General features: G+C 35.2%; 20 protein-coding genes. 9 read left to right on the top strand and 11 right to left on the bottom strand.

Annotated features, from left to right (window positions below; all coding sequences use genetic code 11):
* Positions 1 to 12: 12 nt before the first annotated feature.
* From GX311_08920 to GX311_08910, 3 genes are all read right to left on the bottom strand, one after another.
* The gene (locus tag GX311_08920) at positions 13 to 1,641 is read right to left on the bottom strand and encodes a CTP synthase (protein NLK16503.1); all 1,629 of its coding nucleotides are present in this window, start codon (positions 1,639 to 1,641) and stop codon (positions 13 to 15) included.
* A gap of 16 nt (positions 1,642 to 1,657) precedes the next feature.
* On the bottom strand, positions 1,658 to 3,979 hold the full coding sequence (locus GX311_08915; protein NLK16502.1) for a TonB-dependent receptor plug domain-containing protein: 2,322 nt from the start codon (positions 3,977 to 3,979) through the stop codon (positions 1,658 to 1,660).
* A gap of 128 nt (positions 3,980 to 4,107) precedes the next feature.
* Positions 4,108 to 6,189: a DUF349 domain-containing protein gene (locus tag GX311_08910; protein NLK16501.1), complete on the bottom strand. Its 2,082-nt coding sequence runs from the start codon at positions 6,187 to 6,189 to the stop codon at positions 4,108 to 4,110.
* A 260-nt stretch (positions 6,190 to 6,449) separates the two neighbouring features.
* Here GX311_08910 and yidD point away from each other — a divergent pair, with 260 nt between their 5' ends.
* The 4 genes from yidD (at position 6,450) to GX311_08890 (ending at position 9,892) form a co-directional block, all read left to right on the top strand.
* A complete protein-coding gene (gene yidD, locus GX311_08905; protein NLK16500.1) occupies positions 6,450 to 6,710 on the top strand; it encodes a membrane protein insertion efficiency factor YidD in 261 nt (86 codons plus the stop codon).
* A 92-nt stretch (positions 6,711 to 6,802) separates the two neighbouring features.
* Entirely contained in the window at positions 6,803 to 7,405 is a 603-nt protein-coding gene (locus GX311_08900) for a MarC family protein (GenBank protein ID NLK16499.1), read from the top strand.
* Between the two features lie 86 nt (positions 7,406 to 7,491).
* Positions 7,492 to 8,256, top strand: coding sequence for an SDR family oxidoreductase (locus GX311_08895; GenBank protein ID NLK16498.1), 765 nt, complete (start codon positions 7,492 to 7,494; stop codon positions 8,254 to 8,256).
* Positions 8,257 to 8,269: 13 nt separating this feature from the next.
* Positions 8,270 to 9,892 (top strand): ABC transporter substrate-binding protein, encoded by a 1,623-nt coding sequence (locus GX311_08890; GenBank protein NLK16497.1) that lies wholly within the window; start codon positions 8,270 to 8,272, stop codon positions 9,890 to 9,892.
* A gap of 234 nt (positions 9,893 to 10,126) precedes the next feature.
* Here the strand turns inward: GX311_08890 and GX311_08885 are convergent, their stop codons facing one another.
* The 5 genes from GX311_08885 to GX311_08865 form a co-directional block, all read right to left on the bottom strand.
* A complete protein-coding gene (locus tag GX311_08885) occupies positions 10,127 to 10,837 on the bottom strand; it encodes a hypothetical protein (GenBank protein NLK16496.1) in 711 nt (236 codons plus the stop codon).
* A gap of 117 nt (positions 10,838 to 10,954) precedes the next feature.
* Complete coding sequence (locus GX311_08880; protein ID NLK16495.1) at positions 10,955 to 11,449, bottom strand: 3'-5' exonuclease; 495 nt, start codon at positions 11,447 to 11,449, stop codon at positions 10,955 to 10,957.
* Positions 11,449 to 12,573, bottom strand: coding sequence for a hypothetical protein (locus tag GX311_08875; protein ID NLK16494.1), 1,125 nt, complete (start codon positions 12,571 to 12,573; stop codon positions 11,449 to 11,451). Before GX311_08875 ends, GX311_08880 begins: the two co-directional genes overlap by 1 nt.
* 131 nt (positions 12,574 to 12,704) lie before the next feature.
* Positions 12,705 to 13,076 (bottom strand): hypothetical protein, encoded by a 372-nt coding sequence (locus GX311_08870; GenBank protein NLK16493.1) that lies wholly within the window; start codon positions 13,074 to 13,076, stop codon positions 12,705 to 12,707.
* Positions 13,077 to 13,295: 219 nt separating this feature from the next.
* Entirely contained in the window at positions 13,296 to 14,051 is a 756-nt protein-coding gene (locus GX311_08865) for a hypothetical protein (protein ID NLK16492.1), read from the bottom strand.
* 144 nt (positions 14,052 to 14,195) lie between these two features.
* On the opposite strand from GX311_08865, the gene GX311_08860 reads away from it, so the two are divergent.
* Genes GX311_08860 through GX311_08845 form a run of 4 tightly spaced genes read left to right on the top strand, consistent with a single transcriptional unit; the run spans position 14,196 to position 18,430 of the window.
* On the top strand, positions 14,196 to 14,612 hold the full coding sequence (locus GX311_08860) for a DUF4293 domain-containing protein (GenBank protein NLK16491.1): 417 nt from the start codon (positions 14,196 to 14,198) through the stop codon (positions 14,610 to 14,612).
* A gap of 59 nt (positions 14,613 to 14,671) precedes the next feature.
* Entirely contained in the window at positions 14,672 to 15,184 is a 513-nt protein-coding gene (locus tag GX311_08855) for a hypothetical protein (GenBank protein NLK16490.1), read from the top strand.
* Positions 15,185 to 15,196: 12 nt separating this feature from the next.
* Positions 15,197 to 17,023, top strand: coding sequence for a tetratricopeptide repeat protein (locus GX311_08850; GenBank protein NLK16489.1), 1,827 nt, complete (start codon positions 15,197 to 15,199; stop codon positions 17,021 to 17,023).
* Positions 17,024 to 17,047: 24 nt separating this feature from the next.
* The gene (locus GX311_08845) at positions 17,048 to 18,430 is read left to right on the top strand and encodes an exodeoxyribonuclease VII large subunit (protein ID NLK16488.1); all 1,383 of its coding nucleotides are present in this window, start codon (positions 17,048 to 17,050) and stop codon (positions 18,428 to 18,430) included.
* A gap of 121 nt (positions 18,431 to 18,551) precedes the next feature.
* Here the strand turns inward: GX311_08845 and GX311_08840 are convergent, their stop codons facing one another.
* Positions 18,552 to 20,333, bottom strand: a complete 1,782-nt coding sequence (locus GX311_08840; protein ID NLK16487.1) for an arginine--tRNA ligase — start codon at positions 20,331 to 20,333, stop codon at positions 18,552 to 18,554.
* A 234-nt stretch (positions 20,334 to 20,567) separates the two neighbouring features.
* Entirely contained in the window at positions 20,568 to 20,948 is a 381-nt protein-coding gene (locus GX311_08835) for a RidA family protein (protein ID NLK16486.1), read from the bottom strand.
* A 178-nt stretch (positions 20,949 to 21,126) separates the two neighbouring features.
* On the opposite strand from GX311_08835, the gene GX311_08830 reads away from it, so the two are divergent.
* A complete protein-coding gene (locus GX311_08830) occupies positions 21,127 to 22,254 on the top strand; it encodes a hypothetical protein (protein ID NLK16485.1) in 1,128 nt (375 codons plus the stop codon).
* Positions 22,255 to 22,499: 245 nt separating this feature from the next.
* Here GX311_08830 and alaS read toward each other — a convergent pair whose 3' ends face one another.
* Positions 22,500 to 25,115 (bottom strand): alanine--tRNA ligase, encoded by a 2,616-nt coding sequence (gene alaS / locus GX311_08825; GenBank protein NLK16484.1) that lies wholly within the window; start codon positions 25,113 to 25,115, stop codon positions 22,500 to 22,502.
* Positions 25,116 to 25,143 lie beyond the last annotated feature (28 nt).

Below are 25,143 nucleotides of genomic sequence, written 5' to 3'. Positions count from 1 at the left end.
TTCTATATCTGTTTATTTATTATTTCTTTTATCAAATTCACTTTTGAATTCTATAGCACTCTTTATAAATGCTATAAATAAAGGGTGCGGATTAACAACTGTACTTTTGTATTCTGGATGAAATTGAACACCCACAAACCACCTGTGATCTTTTAATTCTATTATTTCGACCAAATCAGTATCAATATTTGTACCTGAAAAAACCATTCCTGCAGAAGCTAGTTTATCCCGATAGTTATTGTTAAATTCATATCTATGTCTGTGGCGCTCATTTATCTCTTTGCATTTGTATGCTTCAAAAGCTTTTGTATTCTCCGATATTGTGCATGGATAACTTCCAAGTCGCATAGTTCCACCTAAATCCAAACTACCTTTTTGTTCTACCATTAAGTCTACTACTGGATTTTTTGTTTTACTGTCCATTTCCGTGCTATTCGCATCGGGGATCTTGAGAACATTTCTTGCAAATTCCACTACTGCGCACTGCATTCCTAAACATATACCCAAAAATGGAATATTATTCTCACGAGCATACTTCACAGCAACCAATTTGCCTTCAACTCCCCTTGCTCCAAATCCAGGAGCTACTAAGATACCACTACAATTTTCAAACTTTTTATTTACATTTTGTTCATCAAGATGTTCACTATGAATCCAATTGACACGAACCTTACAATCATGTACAGAACCTGCATGTATAAAAGCTTCTGTTATTGATTTATACGCATCTTGAAGCTCAACATATTTCCCAACAATAGCTACGTCAATAACTGTTTTGGGATTGCTTATTTTACTCAAAAAATTTCTCCAGTTTGTCAATTCAGGCTCATTTCCAACAGGCAAACCAAGTTTCTTAAGTGCAATAGCATCTAGTTTTTCCTCAAGCATCCTTATCGGAACTTCGTATATTGTCTTTAAGTCAATTGATTCAATAACAGATGTTGGCTCTACGTTACAAAAAAGAGCAACTTTTTTTCTAATATCAGCATTTAATTTTTTTTCCGTTCTCAGAACAAGAATATCGGGCTGAACTCCTGCTTCTAAAAGAGTTTTTACTGAGTGCTGTGTAGGTTTTGTTTTTAACTCACCTGTTGCTGCAATAAATGGTACATGAGTCAGATGTATTGAAAGGCAGTTTTCCCCATGTTCCCAACGCATTTGTCGAACTGCCTCTATATATGGAAGAGATTCAATATCGCCAACTGTACCGCCTATTTCGGTAATTACAATATCGTACTTATCTTTTGTTCCAAGTAGTTTTATGCGTCTTTTTATCTCATCAGTAATATGCGGAATAACCTGAACTGTCTTTCCAAGAAAATCGCCGCGTCTCTCTCTCTCAATTATTGTTTGATAGATTCTACCCGTTGTAACATTGTTTGCCTGAGATGTTGGTGTGTTCAGAAACCGCTCGTAATGTCCTAAGTCTAAGTCGGTTTCGGCACCATCGTCTGTAACATAACACTCTCCGTGTTCGTATGGATTTAACGTACCCGGATCGACATTTAAATATGGGTCAAGTTTCTGTATTGTTGTAGAGTAGCCTCTTGCCTGCAACAATTTTGCTAAAGATGCTGAAATAATACCTTTACCTAATGAGCTTATAACTCCTCCTGTAACAAATACATACTTGGTTTGCATAACTTTATATTTTATGTTAGAATATTAATGAAATACCTACACTTGGCATAATCGGCAATTGGTGTACTGGTTTATTTTGAATTCTATGAAAGAAAAACAGATTTTTTCGATTATAAATGTTTGTTGCACCTACGTCAACAACAAGTTCGGCATCACCTTTTAGAGCAAATGTCCTTTTAAGATTAATATCAAGTCGGTGATATGTTGTTAATCTTTTTGAGTTAATCTGACCATATATTAGCTGTATATCTCCGTGAGCGGTTTCAAAATCGAAATCAATGTCAGGGAAATCTATCTGTTCATAAAAGCCTGCATTAGGCGTAAAAGGGAAGCCTGAACCAAAATTCCATCTACCCGAAATTTCCCAGAGCAATCCCTTGCCAAATGTGTAAGAGCCTGTAAGATTCAGATTATGTCTTCTGTCAAAGTGAGTGGGATATGTAAGTTGAAATGTATTATTCTCCAAATCCATAAATTCGCCTGTTCTTTGAACAAAACCCAATGAGTAAACCGCCCATATATATATTTGGTTATGGTTGTACTTAAACAGAAAATCAAGCCCGTATGCGTCGCCTTTTTCAACAATAAGCTCTTTTTTCAATAGTGGAGGTTTTTCGACATGTTGCTGATCATCAGGATATCGTGCATTTCTATTTATATTAATTAACTGATCGAATTTTTTATAATATGTTTCGACATTTGCAGTAAAGAAATTTGTAAAATCGTATTCAAATCCTAATACGACGTGCTTAGCCTTTTGAAGATTTGATTTTACAGCTTTATCAAAATATGTCAGCTCGCTTTCGGGTGCTGATAAAAAGCCGTAAAACAGATTGACAACATCTCTGTCACTATTTGTCGCAATTAAATTCTGTGAATAAAATCCTCCCGATCCCTTAATACGAAAATTATTTACTAAATTCCACTTTAGACCTACGCGTGGTTCTAAAACAGTTTCCGATAACGATGAATAGTTAATAAATCGCAACCCAGGATCGATAATAAGGTTACCTAAATTGAATTTGTATTTCACAAATGCTGCAATCTCCGATGTGCTTTGGTTAAAGTCCAATGTATAGTTATAACTGTTTGTATATGCGTATTTTGTACGCATATTTAAAAGATCTAGACCATATTTAAGCTCACTATCTCCGATAAAATAGGTAAAAGACATATTAAAACCAAAGTTGCCTATTGAACTACTACTTGGAATACCATCTCTTGTATTCATTCCTACAGTATATCCCGAATAGTTGAAACCCATATTTATCATTGTGGAAGAGCCTGATGGAACTAAAATCAAGGATGCCCCCAATCCATAAGTATTCCAGTTATAGTCTGCTAAACCCTGATAGTTTGTTACATTGTCATTAAATGAAAAACCAAAAAAATTCAACTTATTACCCGTTTTTCCATTAATTGACACTTTTCCAAAAATATCGGCAAAACCAAATGGAAGCCTTAATGTATCTAAATGAGGATATAAATTTTGGCTTGCCCAATCAATGTATGATTTTTTTGCAGATAAAATATAAGATATTGAGTTATAACTATCTTCTGTCATTTTCTTTATCGGACCTTCTATCATGAGCTTTGTCGCAAAAGTGTTTACATTAAGCTTACCTCCAAACTCTTTTCTATTTCCGTCACGCGTTGTAAAATCCATGATTGAAGAGGTTCGTCCCCCGTATTCAGCATTAAATCCACCGGTAAAAACATCGGTGTTTCTGATAATATCATTATCAAAAACAGAAAATAGTCCAATGCTATGGAACGGATTAAAAATAACCATTCCATCGAGCAATACTTTATTTTGAATTGGAGCGCCTCCACGTATATATAATTGACCTCCTTGGTCACCAGTAAACACAACTCCCGGAACTATTTGCAAAAACTGAGCTATATCGCGCTCCCCTCCTACACTTGGCAACATATTAACCTGTTTGGGAGTAATTTTTACCAACGAAGTAAATATTTGTGTTTGCATCTCTTGTTTTTCAGCAGAAACAATAAACTCATCAAGACTAATGCTTGACTCATTTAATGTAAGGTTTTGCTCTAATGTTCTGTTGTTCTCTATACGAATTTCAACTTTAGTTGTATCGTAACCAATTGAAGTAACCACCAAGGTATATTTACCCGGCGGAATACGAGTAATAGAATAGTAACCATTAATATCGGTAAAATTACCTAATGTTGTTCCATTCAAATATACACTGGCAAACATTACCGGTTCTCCATTCTTTTTTTCATAAATAAAGCCGCGAACGCTACCTGTTTGAGCTGAAACAACAAGACTAATTGTTAGTGATAGTGTTAGAATTATAAGTCTTTTCATTTTTTTACCAGAATTTTGAGGCACAATAATGTTTTCCTTCCCCAAAAGCATTAAAGAATAGTTCCCCCGTAATAATATTGGATTATTGTCAGTTACAAATAAAACCGAGGGACACCTGTTTTTTTAAATTAATCTTCATTGTCGGAACTATCAATTTCCTCGAGTTTACCTTTAAGTTCGACTATTGTTTGTTTAGCTTTTTCTATTTTCTTTTCGATATCTCGAATCATAGCATCTGCATTTGCCGATTTACTGAAAAACCCGATATTATTTTCATACAAGGAAATTTCATTTTCTAAATCGCGTATTTTTGTGGCCAACCTATTCCTTTCTTGATGTACCCTTGCTTTTGACTTGGGAGAGTCTCCCCAACTTTTAGATTTACTTTTGAAACTTTCAATAGGTTTTGGACTTACATTTAACTTGTCGTAATGTACATTCAGGGCAGTCCTGAAATCTTTCTGTATTTTATTCTTTTTGTCAAAAGGAACAAATCCTATTTCAGTCCACGATGTTTGATAATCGCTAAGTGTTTGTATATCGGCTTCGTCATTACCGGTCAATTCGAAGGCTTTGACTTTTTCAATCAGTTCAAGTTTTTTCGCTAAGTTATCGGCTTGCTCTTTATCTACATTTCCAAAATGCTCTGATTTTGAGTTGAAAAAAGCATCACAGGCTGTGCGGAATCTCTGCCAAACTGACTCAGAATGTTTACGAGGAACCGGACCAATATCTTTCCAAGCTTTTTGAAGTTTAATATACTCTTCGGTTGTTTGTTTCCATTCAGTGCTTTCTTTCAAAGATTCAGCCTGTACACACAAATCAATCTTTAATTGAAGATTATTTTGTTCTTCTTTTCTTCTCTCTTCAAAAAATGCTCTTTTAGCATTGAAGAATGTGTCGCATTCAGCTTTAAATTGTTCAAAAAGTTCGTTGTTCTCTTTTTTGGGAGCAAAACCAATTAATCTCCAATTATTTTGTATTTCTATAATTTCTTTCGCCTTTTCTTCCCATTTTTTAGGTTTAACCAAAGTAAGTTTATTTATCTCTTGAACTTTAACAATCAAGGCACGTTTCAATTTTAGATTGTTTTCCTGTTCTTCTTTAAGATTTACGAAATGTTCACGATGCCGTTGATTAACTTTAGCTGTGGCTACTCTAAATCTATCCCAAAGCTCCTCTTTTTTATCACGCGACACAGGACCTATTTCACGCCACTGCTTATGATACTCCTGAAGCTGTTTGAAAGCCTTAACTATAGATGGTTCAACTATAAGTAGTTCAGCTTTTTCGCATAATTCTAATTTCTGTTCAAGATTTTTCTTAAAATCAAGATCACGTAGTTCTTTGTTTATTTTAATATAATCATAAAATCTCTCCACGTGATGGTTATATGTTTCATATAGGTGTTTTGTTGCACCCTGCGGAACCAATCCTATACTACGCCACTCTTCCTGTAGTTTGTGAAAATCGTTGAATGTTTTATTTAGTGATTCCTCGGAATTTACAAGATTCTCTATTGCTTTTATTATCTCTTGTTTTTTAATAAGATTTTCGTCTCTCTCCTTCTCTACCTGTTCTCTGTGATCTTTTAGCTTGAGTTTATAATTTTCTACAAGGTTGTAAAATTGCTCTTTCAAACTATCTTCTGAAGGGATAAAATCAACTTCATCGTTCCCTTTTGAAATAAACTCCTTTTTCTCCTTTTCACACTCTTCTTCAACTATTTCGTTGTATCGGGCACGAATATCTTCAACAATTTGATATACTTTATTAACAGGCTTGTTTTCAACAATATAAGTTAATTTATCAAACAACTCTGTTTTTGAAAGTGAACTAATATCTTCTGTCTCCTGCTCTTCTTCGTCATCTTCATCTAATTCAACATCGTCTGATTCTGAAGTATCATCGACAGAAGCAGAATCAGTACTACTGGTAGTTACTTGACTTACTTCCGATTTTGAAGTAATTGATTCAACTTTATCTACGTCAGATTCAGAAACAACTGGTTCAGTATTCTCTGTGTCAGACTCTGAGACTTCATTTTTTAATTTAGAGGTTTGTGATTGATTTGCGGCATCATCGACCGGGGTGTTGGTTGTAGTATCCTCACTAACAAAATTCTGCTCAAGATTTGTATTCTCTTGCATAGGTTTGTCAGTAGCGTGCGAAGTATCTTCGCCTTGCACTTGATTTGGGTTCTCGTTCATAATATATTTTGCAATTTAGATAATTCTAAAAATCAAGCCACGAAAATAGGACTTTCAGAGCTATTGTCAAAGAAATATCAGATATATTTCTAATTTTTTACGTATAAATTAACTATTGTTTGACTAAAATTATAGATAATTTATCTTCTTTTTGGTATATTATTTTTTTGATAGCGTTGTTTAAAAACGGTCTTTTATCAAATTACAATTAGTATAACAATAGTTAAAAACATTATATTTGCCGAATACTGTTCCTAAAAATGTCATTTCTTAGATTTATCTCAAAATCAATAGGTTGGTTACTAATTTTACCTATCCAACTTTACAGATATTTATTTTCCCCATGGCTTCCAAATAGCTGCAGACATACACCAACATGTAGTTCCTATGCTATTGAAGCTATTAAAACACACGGTCCTTTTAAAGGATTTTGGCTAGGATTTAAACGAATTTTAAGGTGTAACCCATGGGGCACACACGGTTACGATCCTGTCCCTCCTAAGAAAGGTAAGAGCGATTAACAATTGAAGGATTCATACACCAAAATCGACAATATTTATATATTTTCGCACTCACAAAGAGAATATAACCGTAACAATAAAACATCAATTTTATGAACTTTAGCATTGTAGAAATTTTGTCATCTTTTATGGTATTATTTGCAGTAATTGACATAACCGGCTCAATACCAATAATTTTAGATTTAAAAGCAAGAGGTAATGTTATTGAGGCTGAGAAGGTGTCTATTGTTTCACTTATAATTTTAGCAGCCTTCTTATTTCTTGGCGAACCTCTATTGGGCGTTTTTGGAGTTGATATCGCATCTTTTGCAATTGCTGGTAGTTTTGTTCTATTTATCTTAGCAATGGAGATGATTTTGGGTGTTGAAATATTTAAACACCAAAGTCTTACAGGAGCATCTATTGTCCCCATAGCATTTCCACTAGTGGCTGGTGCTGGTACAATAACCACCTTACTATCGCTCAAAGCAGAATACTCTACATTAAACTTATCTATAGCAGTGGTATTAAACATGGTGTGTGTGTACATTGTTCTTAAACTTACCAAAAAAATCGAAAAGCTTTTAGGACCAACGGGCGTAATGATTTTACGTAAAATATTTGGTGTTATCTTGTTAGCTATTGCAGTACGTCTATTTATGTCTAACTTGGCAATAGCTTTAGAAAAACTATTCCCCGGAATATTTTATATGTAGAGGTTGTATAGTCCCGATACTACTTAAAAAAATTGCAATGCGATACAAAATAACTAACTTTGGGTAAATTTTAAATTTATATAATTATGACACAAAATAAAATAGCTCTAGTAACAGGTGCTACAGCAGGTATTGGAGAAGCAACCGCACAAATATTGGCAGAGCAAGGAATAAACCTTATAATTACAGGTCGCAGAGACGAAAAACTTCAAAAACTAAAAAGCTCTCTTGAGAAAAATCATAAGATTGTTGTAAAGACTCTTTCATTCGATATTCGAAGCTACGAAGAGACTGAAAAAGCGTGGAACAGCCTCGATAAAAAATGGCAGACAATTGATTATTTGATAAATAACGCAGGTCTTGCAGCTGGCTTGGATTACATCCATGAGGGTAGTCTTGAAGACTGGAACCAAATGATTGATACCAACATTAAAGGTCTTTTAAATATCAGCCGCTTAGTGCTTCCAGTAATGGCTGAGCGTAAAACCGGACACGTAATAAATATTGGCTCTATCGCTGGCAAAGAGACCTACGAAAAGGGTGGCGTTTATTGCGCAACAAAACATGCTGTTGAAGCTATTACCAAAGGAATGCGCATTGATATGCTACAACATGGGGTAAAAGTTACAAGCGTTTGTCCTGGCATGGTTGAGACCGAATTCTCACTAGTAAGGTATAAGGGAGATGAGGAACGTGCTAAAAATGTTTATAAAGGGCTAACTCCCCTGACAGCCGAGGATATCGCTGATACAATATGGTTCGTCCTTTCACGTCCGGCACATGTATGTATAAATGATATTTTAATAATGCCCACAGCGCAAGCAAGTTCGGGTTATGTTGTTAGAAAATAGAAAAAATAAAACAGTGAGCCTTAAATCGCAAACAATAATCGCGTTGTTTGCGATTTTTCTGTTGGCGTACTCGTGCAAAAACAGTAGTACAAGCGACTATAAGATATTCAGATACAACGAATCGAAAGGGATACCGACTTTAGACCCTGCATTTGCCAGAAACCAGACTATAATTTGGCCCACATCGAATATTTTTAACGGACTTGTACAATTGGATAACCAATTGCATGTGCAGCCAGATATAGCAACACATTGGAAATCAAGTGACGATAAACTGATACATACGTTCTATTTGCGTACCGATGTCTATTTCCACGAACACGAACTATTTGGGGAAAAGAAAACAAGAAAGGTAACTGCACAAGATTTCGTTTATAGTTTTAACCGAATTATCGACCCCGCAACAAGTAGCCCGGGAGCATGGATTTTTGCAAACACCGACAAGAATTTCGGATTTAACGGCTTCTATGCACTAAACGACAGTGTATTGCAAATTAAACTAACAAAGCCATTCGTTCCGTTTGTTGCAATGTTGGCAATGCCTTACTGTATGGTTGTTCCAAAGGAAGCCATTGACTTTCTGGGAGATAAATTTGGTCAAAACCCTATTGGTACAGGTCCTTTCTCTTTTGCACTATGGGATTTAAACAACAAGCTAATTTTAAAACGCAACCCAATATATTTTGAATGCGACTCTTTAGGCAATCAACTGCCATACTTAGATGCAATACATATTTCGTTTATTGCCGACAAACAGTCTGAGTTTATGGAGTTTCTGCTCGGAAAAATTGACTTTATAAGTGGCATTAACGCAACCAACAAAGACGAGCTTTTAACACGCGATGGACAACTGCGCCAAAAGCACCACGATAAATTTTACCTGCAAACATACCCTTATCTAAACACTGAATATCTTGGGTTTAATTTAGATTCCACAAAACCGGGCTACGTGGAAAAGGAAGTAAGAGAGGCACTTAACTACGCTTTCGACCGAGAGCGAATGGTTGTGTTTTTAAGAAATAACCTTGCAATACCTGCCAACGTTTCATTAACTCCTCCAATACTGTATCCCGATGGAAGCAAGCAGCCAAAAGGATATGAGTTTAATCAAGAAAAAGCAATAAATATTTTAAAAAACGCAGGTTATGGCACAAGCAAGGAGCTGAAACCCATAACATTAACCACCACACCCGATTATTTGGATATTGCAGAGTTTTTCCAACATCAAGCAAAACAGATAGGAGTTAAAATAGTAATTGAAACCGCAACCGGAGCTGCATTCAGACAAAAAGTTGCTAACGGGGATTTACCGTTTTTCAGAGCCTCGTGGATTGCAGACTACCCCCACGCCGAAAACTACCTGTCGCTCTTTTACTCAAAAAACTTAACACCGGCAGGTCCTAACTATACAAAATTTATCTCTCCGCTGTATGACTCACTATATCTGCAAATATCTACAAACGAACAGTTTGAACACCTGATTCCAAAAGCCGACAGTATTGTAATGAGCGAAGCCGCTGTAGTACCGCTATTTTACGATGTTGTGGTAAGAGTTGTAAATAAAAGGGTTACAAATTTGCCGATAAATTCGCTTAATGCGATATCATTAAAACGTACGAGGGTTAGTGATGAATGAGAGGGCTAAAGCATATACATCATGAAATATGTGAAACACAACAACTTGCACTACAACAAGTGTGTAAATAAATTGTTGCTCAACTGTTTGCTAACACAAATGTGTATAAAGACTTCAAATGTTTCAACTTTCACGCAAACCCGCATTTGCTATTGCGTTTGTTAGTGCCTGGCTTTCATTCTTCTGCCATATTAAATAGATTCAAAAATGTTCAACGACCATCATTTAAGGAACTTATTTTGCCTTAGTTTTACTTTTTAAGTTTTCCAAAATACCGCCTATTCTTTCCATTAAATAGTCATTCCAATCATCCTTTTTGAAAAACTTACTTGGATGTTTGATAAAAGTTATATCTGTATTGACTTCTTCATATTCAAGGTGTGCGATTTTACCCCAATATATTCCTATCTGTTTATGCCACTGTTCTATAGTACATTTTGTATCAGCAAATATTATATCCTTTTTCTCTTTCATTACTGGATATAGATATTGGGCACTTCCTGACCCTAGAAAAATACAATGAGAAGGCTTTATAACTTTCGACACTTCATAAAAAACATCCCAACCACGAGAATAATCAGCTTTCAATGGTCTATCCTTTGTAGTTTTCATTGGTCGTTGAATAAAATTATAAAAAGCAACATTAGACCAAAAGGCTTCTCTGTTTATATTTTCAGTTCTAAGGAGAGCATGGTATGTGTTTTGAAAAAATTTCCAACTTGAGCCTTTCATAAGTAGTTCCACAATACCTATTGTCAAGTTTTTATCTTTTAGGAAAGCATTATAACACTCTAAATCAATATTTCCATCTTCATCCTGAGCATAATGGCTTTCACCGACAATCAGAAGTCTGTTTTCATTATAATTGGAACCTATCCAAGGATACCATGTCAATTCATTTATTTGATCAAATAACTCATTATAAGCATTGGTTTTCAAATTCATAGTCTTTTTGTTTTTAATTATTAATTTAGGATTTTGTCTTAAACTTGGCACTAACGTATGATATACGAAATTAATACTATAACGCTCACAAATATAAAACTCAATACAGCTAATGCATTATCTAAAAACATTAATAGCAATATGAGCACAAGCCTCGGCATCAGCCAAAGCATTGTGATGATCGTCAAGATGGAAACCCAAAAACTCTGAAACCGTATGCAATTGATGATTGGGCAAATCTGGAAATAATCTTCTCGATTCTCGACAAGTGCAATAAAATGTATTGTGATGATGTTCAATTCCATAACTATCCAAAACAGCTTTTAAACAACTCTCATCAAAAGCACTATTATGAGCAACAAGCGGAAAATCTTTAATCATTTCACGAATCTTTGCCCAAACATCAGGAAACTCTAATGAGTTTATTGTGTCATAGTAAGTTATACCATGAATTTTTGTTGCCCAACTGCAATAGAAGTTTGGTGTAGGGCGGATAAGTTCGTAAAAAGTGTCAACAATTTTTAAATTCTCGACAAATACCAACCCAACACTGCAAACGCTACTGCGATATTGATTTGCTGTTTCAAAATCTATGGCGACAAAAGATTTCATTATAAGTTTTTTTCTTTTGCGATAGCTACAAACTTCTTAATATAAATCTCCATCTCATTTACCAGTCCTTCAATAAAGGCATCTCGTTTCCTCGGATTTTTTATCTCTTCAAACCCTTTTGATTTCAAATTCCAAAAATCCAAATCATATTTTTCACTTGGATGTCGATACCCGTACCACCAATCGTTACTGGTAAATGCCTTGGTTGCATCAACACATTCTTTTATTAACTCATCATTTTTTTTGTATTCTCCTCTGTGAAAACCAAAATAGAAACGATTATCAATTTCAACCGTGAAATTAATACTTCTGGTTTCTGAACTATAAATATTAAAGTTCAACTTATAGTATCTATGACGATTTCTAGCTCTGGCGTAATACTCATTTATGTCATGAGTAAAGTCTTTATATTTTATTTGATAACCTCTCTCTTGTAGTTGATTTTGCAGAGCATCCCAAAAAAACTTTTGAGTTTCGTACTTATTAAAACCCTTTGTTTCGACAAACAAATCACACTCTTTTAGAATTGCATTCATTTGGTCTTTGTTTATTGGTTGGCATTTTTCTTTATAAAGGTCAGCCTTCAGAGTGGCAACAATATTAAACAATTCTTCTGATAGAGAGGAGTAATAGTTTGGCAACGCTTTTTGTTTATCAGCTTCTTGTGTTGAGTCGAAATCATTCATCAATTGAATAATCTTTGCTACACCTTCTAAAACAGCAGTTATTGTTTTTTCAGAAGTGTGCATTTGCAAATAGCCTAATTGAAAAATCAGGTCTTTTAGCTCGTCAACAGATTTGTCAAGTTTCGAATCTTTCCCTTTGCTAACAATTGTAATCTCACCATCTTGAATTATCTTTTTTAATTCCTCAAGAAATGTGTGGTAAACTTCTTGTTTTTTCTCAAAAACCTTGACACTTTTATCTCTTTCTTCTTCATTAGCTGTTTGTCCTTGTAAAAGAAATACCGTTATTATTGCGGTTATTACAACTCCTATCAACGCACCAAAGAATTGCGATGGTAAACCCTCAAAATCAAAGATTTTAAATATAACCGACGATGCTATAAATACCAGCGTAAACGCAATTACGCCAAACATCCAAATTTTTTGTTTCTGCTTCATTGTTTATATATTTTAAAAGTTTAATCTTTAAATCTTTCACTAATTCTTTTAAAAAAACTAATATCAAGTGTCGGAATACTTATTGTTCTAAAATGTTACTGTGAGCAAAAAGTAAGTCCAATATGCCCATATCACAATATCAATGGCAAATAATTCTTGGGTGCAAAAAGAATAATTCTTGTTTTAAACCCATCTTTTTCTTTCAAGTTATAAATATAGCCTCTTTTTCGTTTATTTTGGTCACTTGCTGTGTAAAATGGAAAAATATCCTCAATATTATCTTCAAAATCAGAACTTTCAGGCAAATTTAAAAGTTCTTGAAACCCATAATACAAAAAGCTGAAAGCATTAAAATATTCATTTGTTGCCCGAGCCTCTTCACTCTCTAAGGGAGATATATCCATATCGATATCTTCCCATTCCACATCAGTTATGACATAATCTTTAATAGTAATTTCGTTCGTCAAAGTACTTGTGTTTAAGACTGTTATTTTTATTTCCATGTCAGAAAGTAATTTTAGTTTTGCCTACTCTTTTCGGGTTTCGGCTATCCCGTTTTAAAATTCAAAATTACATCTGACATATGCCATAACGCATCACATGTTAGAAAAATGTCTCCTTTTTTATTATTTCTTATTAAATATGATTTGACCAATTAATTAAAATAATTAGGGGCAACACTTATGGTCGCCCCTATAAAACAATTGCTTTTACCTTGTATATCAATCCTTCACACATCGGACAGAAAAACCATCCTCCTTGGTGTAGTAATTACTGTAAATTTTCCCATAATCGTAAAGCAAACTAAAAGTCCATGCATTTGTAGAGCTCTGAGCCGTAGCACTCCACCAGAAACCCATATTGTGAATACCTTTAAACATCCCGCAATATCCGCGATAGCCACCAGGGAGAGCAGTAAACCCTGTTTCGTTGGTTGCCCCCTCGTTTGGACTTATCCAGTGGGTTGTATCTGCCTCTTTAAGTTTACCTCCGGCTATTTCCTCTCCGCCTAAAAAGTCAATTAGTTGCTCCCACTCTGCATTACTTGGTAAATGCCAACCCTCGGGACACACTCCTTGTACTCCGCTGGGATTAGTTTCACTACTTGTTTCTTTGTTCATAGCAGCTAGCCAGTTATACAAAACACCGTAGGTTTGGTAATTTGCTGTCGCTTTGGCTTCTTCAACACTATTTCCATTATATCCATAAACATAAATATACGGTGTTGTTTCCAAACCCATACCAGAACCAGCCACTCTTGGCAAGTAACGCAGGTTTTCTGCCATCCAAACTTGCTCGCCAATATTTACGTATTTATAAATATTACTATCGCGGGTATCAACAAAGCTACCCTCTGGCAGAAATGTACCGTTATCGTTTACATCATCGTCTACACTACCTTTCTTGCAACTGATTGTTATAAGTAGAAAAGCACCCACAATTAATAAGGGGAAAATAAGTTTTTTGATCGTTTTCATAGTTAGTTCAGTTAAAAGTTTGCCTAGTATGTAAAGTTAAAAAAAATATCGATTATTAAGTTCAAAATTGAATCTACTTTCTCTCTGCAGAAATATTCGTATATTTTTAACATCTTTGCATAACTTTTTAATAAACTTATAAACATGATTCAACGTATTCAAACACTATTTCTATTAGCTGCAGTAATTTGCGGTGTAATATTATTTTTTATTCCGGTAGCGTCGGCTATTAATGCAAGTGGTTTAGACCTATTTGTTACAGGTATAAAAGGCTCAGCAAAATGGTATCTGCATCTGATTTTTTATCCATGCCTTATCTTACCATTTGTACAAATTTTTATGTTCAAAAATAGAGTTAAGCAGATTAAAATAGGAAAGTTAGCCATTGCGTACTGGGTGATTTGGGCAGTGATTTTTGTAATACTAAGTCTATCAATCGATAATTTAAAACCATCATTTGGAGCAATAATTCCGTTGCTGTCAATACTATTTATCTATCTAGCAAACAAAGCTATCAGAAAAGATGAAGATTTGGTACGTTCAATTGACAGAATACGCTAAAAGTTAATTATATCATTTTCAGAACTATGAAACAATTTACATATATAACAATCATCTGTTTGTTATCACTAACAAGTTGCAAATCAAAGCAAGAGAAAGAGGCAATTGTGTTGATTGACAAGCAAATATCTTATATCGACAGCGTTATAGAAGAGTATAGAATTTTGCCAATTGATAGTTTAAACTATGCATATATGAACAAATTAAACAATCAAGCCAAACAAATACAGGTTGAATTTGGAAATAACGAAGCTCTTTCAGAAGATGACAAAAGTGTTCTGTCCAGTTATGCCGATTATGTACATGGTCTTGTTGATTTAGTTCATCTGGCTGAGAAAACAGCACCTGCACTATTCTTTTGCAAAAAACAGATGGAGAAGTTACGCTCAGATATCGAACACGGTGTAATACCAAATGACAGTATCAATTTTTACATTGACCACGAGCTAGAAAGCTTTAACTTAATGCAATCAGATATTGATAAAGTGCTTGGAATAAAGAACATAGGAAACTATTATCGAAGTATTGAAACAAAGGCTGATTCAATTATTGAGGCATCTTTTCCGAAATAATCAAACAATAAAATGTGTCTTTTAAAGAAAATAGTTCGTTTTTCGCTATTAACGATAATTCTGTTGTCATTTAACAAAGTTTACGGACAGCAGGAGTTTCGTCTGGCTCTTGAATACTACAATAACAGAGAGTTTGACAAAGCTGAATCGGTTTTGGAAACTTTATTGGAAAAAAATACCAACAGTACATATTTGCGGTATTACCTAAATTCCCTTGTAGAACAAAAGAAATTTGACGAAACCGAAAAAGCTATAAAGTATTATTCGCGAAAAGTGGGCAATAATCCATCGATAAAAGTTGATATTGGACAGATATACAAGCTAATGGGCAAAGCAAAAGAGTCTGAAAAATATTATCGCGAGGCTATTTCAAGCTCACTGAATAATAGAAACAGCGTTGTATCAGTCGCAAGCAGTTTTATTAACAACAGAGAATTTGAATGGGCAGAAAGAACTTATTTTGAAGCATCTAAAAAACTCAAAAACGAAACGTTTGAGCAAGAACTGGCTATGCTTTACTACTATATGCGCAGATATGGTGAAATGGTAGATATTTATTTAGAGCTTTTGGCAAGAAGTGACGGATTTCTGCAAATGGTGCAAAATCGTTTAAATTCAGCTATTTATACCGATACAGATAAATCTCTTACCGATATAGTAGAACAAAAACTACTATTAAAAATTCAGCAGTATCCCAATCATGACGTTTTTAATGAGATGTTGATTTGGATATATATTCAGCAAAATAATTATTCCGGAGCATATATTCAGGCACGTGCGCTCGATTTGCGTAATCGGGAAAATGGAAGCAGATTAATAACATTAGCGAAACAAGCTACAGAGGCAAAAGATTATGAAACAGCCGTAAAAGCCTATAATGATGTTTTGGCGTATGGCGAATTTTCACCATTTTATGAAGATGCATACAGAGAGAAGTTGTATGTTTTATATGCAAGAATAAAAACAGGATTAGATACTGATATAGAAACCATTAACAACACAATAGAACTTTACAGAAATGCTATAGCTAAATTTGGTTATCAACGCGATTTTTTACCTACGATTTTGAACTTTATCGAGTTGTCGAGCTTATATTCAGACACCTATACAGAAGCACTACAAACGATTGAAAAGGCAGAAAACATCAGAGGTTTAACAAATATCGATATTGCAAATATCGAAATTCTTAAAGCCGATATAATGCTTTATCAGAACAAGATATGGGACGCTACTCTTATCTATGCCAAGATAGAGCGGGATAACAAAGATAACCCAATTGGCTACGAGGCTAAATTCAGAAAAGTTAAAATGGCATTCTATCTACACGATTTCGAGTGGGCAAAATCGCAAATAGATGTGATAAAAGCATCTACCACAAAGCTTACATCGAATGATGCAATAGAGATGTCGATAGTGCTTTACGAAGGGTGGTCGGAGACAGATTCAACCCAACAGCCACTAAAACTTTTCGCCACAGCGCTTTTGAAACACGCACAACATGACGTGCAAAATGCCTTAATATTAGTAGATTCAGTTGTTGCAACAGGACACTCGTTTCTTTCGGTCGAAGCTCTTAACCTGAAAGGTAAAATCTTGCAAGAAAACGCACGATACGCCGAAGCTGCCGAAGCATACGAAAGAGCAGTAACATTCTACAGTTATGAAACAAATAGCGATTTTTCGCTATTTCAGTTAGGAAAACTATATTCGGAACACTTGAATGACAGCAATAAGGCTATTGAACTATTTACCAGACTTTTACATGATTACAAATCAAGTATTTTCTGTATCGAGGCAAGACATTTGATACACAATATCCGCCACAACCCTGTTCAATAAACATCGAAATCAAAACACTCGGAAATGGCTAACGGCTCGGCACCTATCACATTATCGGAACTTTCAGAAAAAATTCGCAATGCAATTATAGAAGTGTTCCCTTTTTCGGTACCTGTTGTTGCCGAAATTAGCGAGATGAGCGTTAATGCAAATGGTCACTGCTACTTAGAGTTGGTTGAGCACAGCCGGGGGCAGATAATCGCACGACAACGCGGAATAATTTATGCCAATCGTTTTCCGCTACTGCAATCTTATTTTAGCTCTGTTACAGGTTCAGAGATTCAAGTTGGATTGCAAGTTTTAGTAATGGTGCGAGTTTCGTATCACAGCTTATACGGTTTAAGTGTTGAGGTTAATGATATTGATCCAAAATATACTTTAGGCGATTTAGAGCAGCAAAAGCAACTTATAATCAATCGCTTAATTGAAATGGGAATTCATGATATGAATAAGTCGCTCCCATTGCCGAAAATCATCAAAAACATTGCTGTAATATCATCGCCTACGGCTGCCGGATACGGCGATTTTGTAGACCATATCGAAAATAATCCTTACGGTTTTGTGTTCAATGTTAATCTATTTGAAGCCTATATGCAAGGAGCTCAAGCGGTTAAATCAATACAAAATGCAATACATGCCGTTTTTGACTCTGAAACCCAATACGATGTGTTAGTTATTATTCGCGGTGGTGGCTCAAAAGCCGAGCTTGCCGTATTCGACGATTTTGAACTTGCATATCTTATTACTCAACTGCCAATACCTGTTTTTACGGGAATTGGACACGAGCGAGACAATTCGGTTGCCGATTTTGTTGCAAATCAGGGCTTAAAAACCCCCACTGCTGTCGCTGATTTTATTGTTGATTTAAACCTTGAAGCAAGTAGTGAATTAAACGATTTGCAATTGAGATTAAGAAACAGTGTAAACTCACTTTTTAATATTGAAAATCAAAGGCTTACCAATTTAGAAAACTCAATTAAAAACGGTGCATATTACTATCAGGCAGCTAACCGAGAGCAACTTTTGGAGCTAGACAAAAGGGTTTCAAAAGTGGCTCAAAACTTTTCACACAGACAGCAAGTTGCTCTTAACGATATGGGAAACAGGCTAAAGTATTCGTTTAAAACCTTTTGCGCTCAACAAAACACTCTTACACTCTATTTCGAACAGAAGTTAAAAGATACGGCAAAGGCGAATATTAAAAACCTGCAACAACAGTTAGATATTGCCGAACAGAAGCTAACAGCAATAAACCCACAAACTATACTGAGCCTTGGATATGCCATTGTCTCCAAAGATGGCAAACGAATTACCGATAGTGAGCAGGCAAACGTTAACGATAATATCAAAATTCATCTGAGTAAGGGAAGCCTTGATGCACAAGTAACTTCTTCAATGAACAATTAGCAATGCTTGTACTGAGCGCAGTCGAAGTAAGCAATTAACAATTAAAGGAAAAGGTACAAGGTAAAAGTGTTGCCACTTCATAAACTTGTACCTTTTCCCTTGTAACTTGCTCCTAGCCTTTTTACATTTTTTCGGGCATTTCCATTCCCAATAGCCAAGCAGCGTTTTTCAATATCTGAGCAACTGTTTTAATCAAAAAGAGACGTGAGTTTCGACAATTCTTATCAGCTTCTTTGATTATCTGATATTCATGATAATATTGGTTAAACTCGCGAGCCAACTCAAACATATAGTTTGCTACTAGTGCAGGGCTTAACTGTTCAGCAGCTTCGCTTACCACGCCACCAAATGAATCGAGTAACTGTATCAAACGTACCTCTTTTTCATTAAATTGGTAGTTTGTTAATTCAGGTTTCGCTCCTACCTCTTTGGCTTTTCTTAATATCGATTTTATTCTTGCGTGGGCATATTGAATAAAAGGTCCTGTGTCGCCATTAAAGTCTATCGACTCTTCTGGGTTGAATAGCATATTCTTTTTGGGGTCAACCTTAAGAATAAAATATTTAAGTGCGCCGAGTGAGACTATTCTGTTGATATCGGCAATTTCCTGTTCGTTCAAACCCTCTAATTTTCCAGACTCCTGAGCCATTTCTCGTGCTGTACTTAGCATTTCATCTAAAAGATCGTCAGCATCAACAACGGTACCTTCACGCGATTTCATTTTACCTGACGGTAGCTCAACCATTCCATACGATAGATGTTGCAACTGATTTGCCCAGCTATATCCCATTTTGGACAATACCAACGATAGCACCTGAAAATGGTAATTTTGCTCATTACCTACAACATATATATGTTTGTTTAAGTCATATTCAGAGAATCGTTGAATAGCGGTTCCAATATCTTGGGTCATATAAACAGAAGTACCATCACTACGTAACAGTAGCTTTCGGTCTAATCCATCTGCTGTTAAATCTATCCAGACAGAACCATCGTTATCTTGTTGTAACAGACCTGATTCTAAGTTTTTAAGAACAACCTCTTTTCCTAATTTATAGGTTTCTGACTCGAAATAGGTCTTTTCAAACTCTATTCCCAAACGTTTGTAAGTAACATCGAAACCATCGTAAACCCAACCATTCATGGTTTTCCACAAATCCAATACCTCTTTTTTACGATTCTCCCAATCGCGGAGCATTTGGCGTGCTTCCTCTATAATTGGAGCCTCGTTTTTAGCTTCATCTTCCGTTTTTCCTTGCGCCATAAGCTCGGCAATCTGCGATTTGTAATGATTTTCAAATAAAACATAATAATCGCCCACAAATCTATCTCCTTTTATACCAGTATTTTGCGGAGTATCACCATTGCCAAACTTTTGCCATGCAAGCATCGATTTGCATATATGTATTCCCCTGTCATTCACAAGATTAACACGTGTAACTCTATTGCCATTTGCCGCCAAAATACGGGATACGCTAAAACCTAAAAGATTATTTCGTATGTGACCTAAATGCAATGGTTTATTAGTATTTGGAGACGAAAACTCAACCATAATATGGTTTGTCGGTTTAGTATTGAAATTCAACCCATAATCGACATTGCTCTCAATATTTTTTAGAATATTGCTCCAAAAATCCACACTCAATGTTAAATTTAAAAAACCTTTCACAACGTTGTATTCGGCGACAGTTTTTGTTTTTTTCATCATAAGCTGGGCAATTGCCTCTCCTGTCTCTTCGGGCTTTTGTTTTGAATACTTTAACAGCGGAAAAACAACAAGCGTATAGTTGCCTTTAAACTCTTTTCTAGTTGGCTGAATTTGAATGAGTTTAGAATCGTTACAGTTGTATAGTTCAATCAAAACCTTTTCAACTTCGTTGTGAAGTATTTTTTGTACATCAATCATATTTGTATGCGATATTTGTATAATAATAATACAAGCAACGTGACCTCATAAGTACCTATCTGCTATGTTACTTTCGATTATTACTGAGCATGTATTTCGAAAAACTCAATAATCATATTAGCACGGGCTCAACGCCTTGCAATTAAACACTTCTTAGAAGCCTTGCTTATCTTTGTTTTAAAAATTTTCTTTTGGAATATCTCCAAAAAATATAAAGCAATTGTTTTAATTTTAGTCTCTTGCTGCTATGCACTCGATTTCAACAAGTGCTCCCATAGGAAGTTTAACAACACCATAAGCAGCACGTGCAGGCATTTCTGATGTGAAATACTTTGCATAAACTTTATTCATTGCAGCAAAATTATCCATATCTGAAAGCAAACATGTTGTTTTCACAACGTTTTTGAATGTTAGTCCTGCCTCTTTCAAAATAGCTTCTATGTTTTTCATAACTTGTTCGGTTTGAGCCTCAATCCCCCCTTCAACAAGCTTACCTGTTGGTGGATAAATGGGGGTTTGTCCCGATACAAAAACAAGACCATTAGCTTCAACTGCTTGACTGTAAGGTCCAATAGCCTTTGGGGCATTGTCGGTGTGAAATGTTTTTTTCATTGTCTGTTTATTTTATATTTAATTTTAAATTATTATTAAATTTCTTTTACAGATTAAAAATATCTTTATCATTTTGATATTAGTAATTGCAAAATTACAAAATTTGTTATGCAACTAACAAAAAATAGTGTATTTTCGTGCACAATTTAATATGAGAACTAACTAAACAATGGTAGATATGAAAAAATTACTCGTTTTAGCTTTAATAGCATTTTTCGCAACAAACAGCTTTTCACAAATTGATGTTTCCCAATTCTTAAGCTTAGGAAAAGAAGCTGTTGATGATATTGAAACCCTTTCGGAAGCATATCTTAATCCGTTAGGCAAGGGTTTTGCCACAACACTTTCCAGTGGTTGGTATAATACGGCCGCTACTCACAGAGTGTTTGGTTTTGACGTTTCTGTCGGTTTTACTTTAACTACTGTTCCTTCTGCTGACAAAAAATTTAACCTTAATGATTATAAGTGGAAACGCATTATCTATGACAAAAATAATTATCCGAACCCAATATCCCCAACTGTAGCTGGTCAACAAGACATTTTGATACCTATTGGTGTTAAGCTTTCTGAAACAATGCAGCTTGAAAATATAATTAATTTGCCTCAAGGAGCTAATCTATCTGCTGTTGCCCTACCTATTGTTCATTTTGGTATTGGTATTTTAAAAGGCACAGATCTTCAGTTACGTGCTTTACCTCCCTTAACCATATCTAAATATGGAAAAATGAATATGTTTGGAGCTGGAATTAAACACGACTTTAAACAGTGGATCCCGGTTGTAAATAAGCTTCCTTTCGATGCTGCAATTGCGGTTAACTACTCTAAAGTCAACTCTATTTATGACAAGTTAACTTACTTCCCAACTGAAGTATTGACAATTGATAGAGCTAATATAGATAATAATCTGTTACCGTTAGTTGACTCTAAGTCTAGAATTGAGGCAGAGTACTACAGTAAACAAGAATTACAGCTGCACATGAATTCTTTTTGCGCTAATTTACTTTTATCTAAAAGCTTTCTTTTTCTAACTGTTTATGGCAGTATAGGATATAGTGCAAGTGAATCAAATGTTCAACTAGTAGGGCCTTATCTGATACCTACTATTGAATCAGACGCAGGCTCAGTATTTTTAGCTTTGCGCGAGAAAGACAAAATGGAAACTCCTATTGATATCACAATGAAGCACAGTTCTGTACGCACAGGACTTGGATTGCGTTTTAAATTCACAGTGGTTACACTTCATGGAGAATTTACTTACCAAGATTACGCTATGTTCAACTTTGGATTGGGTGTATCTATCAGATAATCAATTAACAATTGGAACGCATAACACACTGATTGAATAAGTTATCACATATTATCGAGATAAAATTTTAAGTTTATAAGGAGGTTGAAAATCTGAAGATTGGACTTTTAATGATTACAGTTGGTAAAACAAAATTCGAAAGACTTCCAACAAACAAATAAGTTACGTTTATTAAATATTCAAAGCCAGCCAAATCACAGTGATTTAGTTGGCTTTTTAATATCTTTTAACATCCTTGTTTAGAATTAAAGAATTTCTGCAGCTTTTTTAATCACCAGGTCTATATTTTCTGGTTTTTTACCTCCAGCTGTTGCAAAGAATGGCTGTCCTCCTCCTCCGCCAGCAATTTCTTTTGCAAGTTCTCGCACAATGGTCACGGCATTTAATCCCTTGCTTTCAATCAAATTCTCTGAAATAATTACAGCCAAGCTTGCTTTACCATCAATTGAGGCTCCCAAAACACAAAACAGGTTGGGGATTTCGTTTTTCAACTGAAAACATAAATCCTTTAAAATTGCAGCAGAACCAATCTCCACAACTTCTGTCAAAATATTGACATCATCCCTTTTAACTACTTTGTTTAATAACAAGGCTTTAACATTTTTCAACTTCTCTGTTTCAAAATCATCAATTCTCTTTTGTAAAGTGTGATTTGATTCTATTAAACTCTCAACGCCTTTAATTAAATTAACCTGACCTTTTAGAAGATTCTGAATCTCGTCAAGTTGCGACATTTTATTTCTAATGTACTCTAGAGCAGCTTCTCCTGTAATAGCTTCAATTCTCCTTATTCCTGCTGCAATTGCCGCTTCTGATACAATCAAAAACAGCCCTATCTGTCCCGTCGATTTTGCGTGTGTTCCTCCACAAAGCTCTATGGAGTCGCCAAACTTCACGACCCTAACTTTATCGCCATACTTTTCACCAAAGAGAGCAACTGCTCCCATCTCTTTTGCTTCTGAAATTGGTATCTCACGATACTCATCTAGCGAAATATTACTACGAATAAGTTGATTTACAATGTTTTCGGTTTCAAGTATCTCTTCATCTGTCATTTTTTGAAAGTGAGCAAAGTCGAAACGCAAGCGCTCATGTGTTACCAACGAACCTTTCTGATCTACATGGCTACCCAAAACTTTTCTCAACGCGTAGTGCAACAAGTGTGTTGCCGAGTGGTTTGACTCGGTATCTCTACGCTGCTTTTTTGAAACTTTAGCGATAAAAGTTGATGTTAAGTCATTAGGTAATTTGTTAATTGTCAGTACAGTTAAATTATTCTCTTTTTGTATATCAAAGACCTTAACTGTTTCTGTTTCACTAATTAATTCACCAGTATCTGCAACCTGCCCACCACTTTCAGCATAAAAAGGAGTTTTATCCAAAATTATCTGTACAACGTCTTTACCTTTAACTTTAGCTTTTCGGTACGAAAGGATTTTTACTTCAGTTTCCATACTATCGTAGCCGACAAATTCGGTATTGTGACCTTTTCTAATCTCTACCCATTCGTTGGTTTCAATCATTGATGCGTTTCGTGAACGTTTTTTTTGCTCCTCCATTGCTTTTTCAAAACCATCATGATCGAGTGTAAAATTATGTTCACGCAAAATAAGTTCTGTCAAATCGAGTGGAAAACCGTAAGTGTCATATAGTTCAAAGGCAAGATGGCCATCAAAGTTGTTTGTTCTTTGTTTGTTATACTTCTCAATGTGATTTTCTAACAGTCTGATACCTGAAGCCAAAGTACGTAAAAATGTACTTTCCTCCTCGCGTATAACCTTTTCTATAATTTCCTGTTGCTTAACAAGTTCGGGAAAGGCTTCTCCCATCTCTTTTACTAATGTAGAAACTAAGCGACATACAAAAGGCTCATTCTGTCCTAAAAAGCTGTAAGCATAACGTATCGCTCTTCGTAAAATACGGCGAATAACATATCCCGCTTTTTGATTGCTAGGTAACTGACCATCTGCGATTGCGAAAGAAACTGCCCTTAAATGGTCTGCCACAACCCGCATTGCGATATCAACTTTTTTATCTTCACCCTTTTTTTTATGGCTAAATTGCTCAATAACCTTAATTATTGGTTGAAAAACATCGGTATCGTAATTTGATTTTTTGTTTTGCAATGCCATACACAAACGTTCAAAACCCATACCAGTATCAACATGTTTTGCAGGTAGAGTCTCAAGCGAACCATCATCACGACGGTTATACTGTATGAAAACCAAGTTCCAAACTTCAATTACAAGGTAGTGATCTTTATTTACAAGCGAAGCACCGCTGATCGCTTTTCTTTCAGCATCACTTCGCAAATCTATATGAATTTCACTACATGGACCGCATGGACCAGTAGCTCCCATTTCCCAAAAATTATCTTTTTTGTTACCTTTTAATATTCTATCCTCAGATACGTGCTTCTTCCAAAAGTCATATGCCTCATGATCGATGTCTAAATTGTCAGCTTTATCACCTTCAAAAATAGTAACATAGAGTCTCTCTTTTTCCAACTTATAAACCTCTGTCAATAGTTCCCAGGCCCAATCAATAGCCTCCTCTTTAAAGTAATCGCCAAATGACCAGTTGCCGAGCATTTCAAACATTGTATGATGATATGTATCATACCCAACCTCCTCTAAATCATTGTGTTTACCTGAAACACGTAAGCATTTTTGCGAATTTGCAATACGAGGGTATTTTACATCTGACTGTCCAAGAAAAATATCTTTAAATTGATTCATTCCGGCATTGGTAAACATCAACGTAGGATCATTTTTAACAACCATTGATGCCGATGGAACAATTTTATGACCCTTTGACTCAAAAAAATCTTTAAAAGTTTGCCTTATCTGATTTGCATTCATTTTTCTATCTATTTTACAAATTGGTTCT

Source organism: Bacteroidales bacterium, assembly GCA_012519055.1.
Lineage (GTDB): Bacteria > Bacteroidota > Bacteroidia > Bacteroidales > Salinivirgaceae > JAAYQU01.
This window is presented reverse-complemented; position numbering and strand designations above follow the sequence as displayed.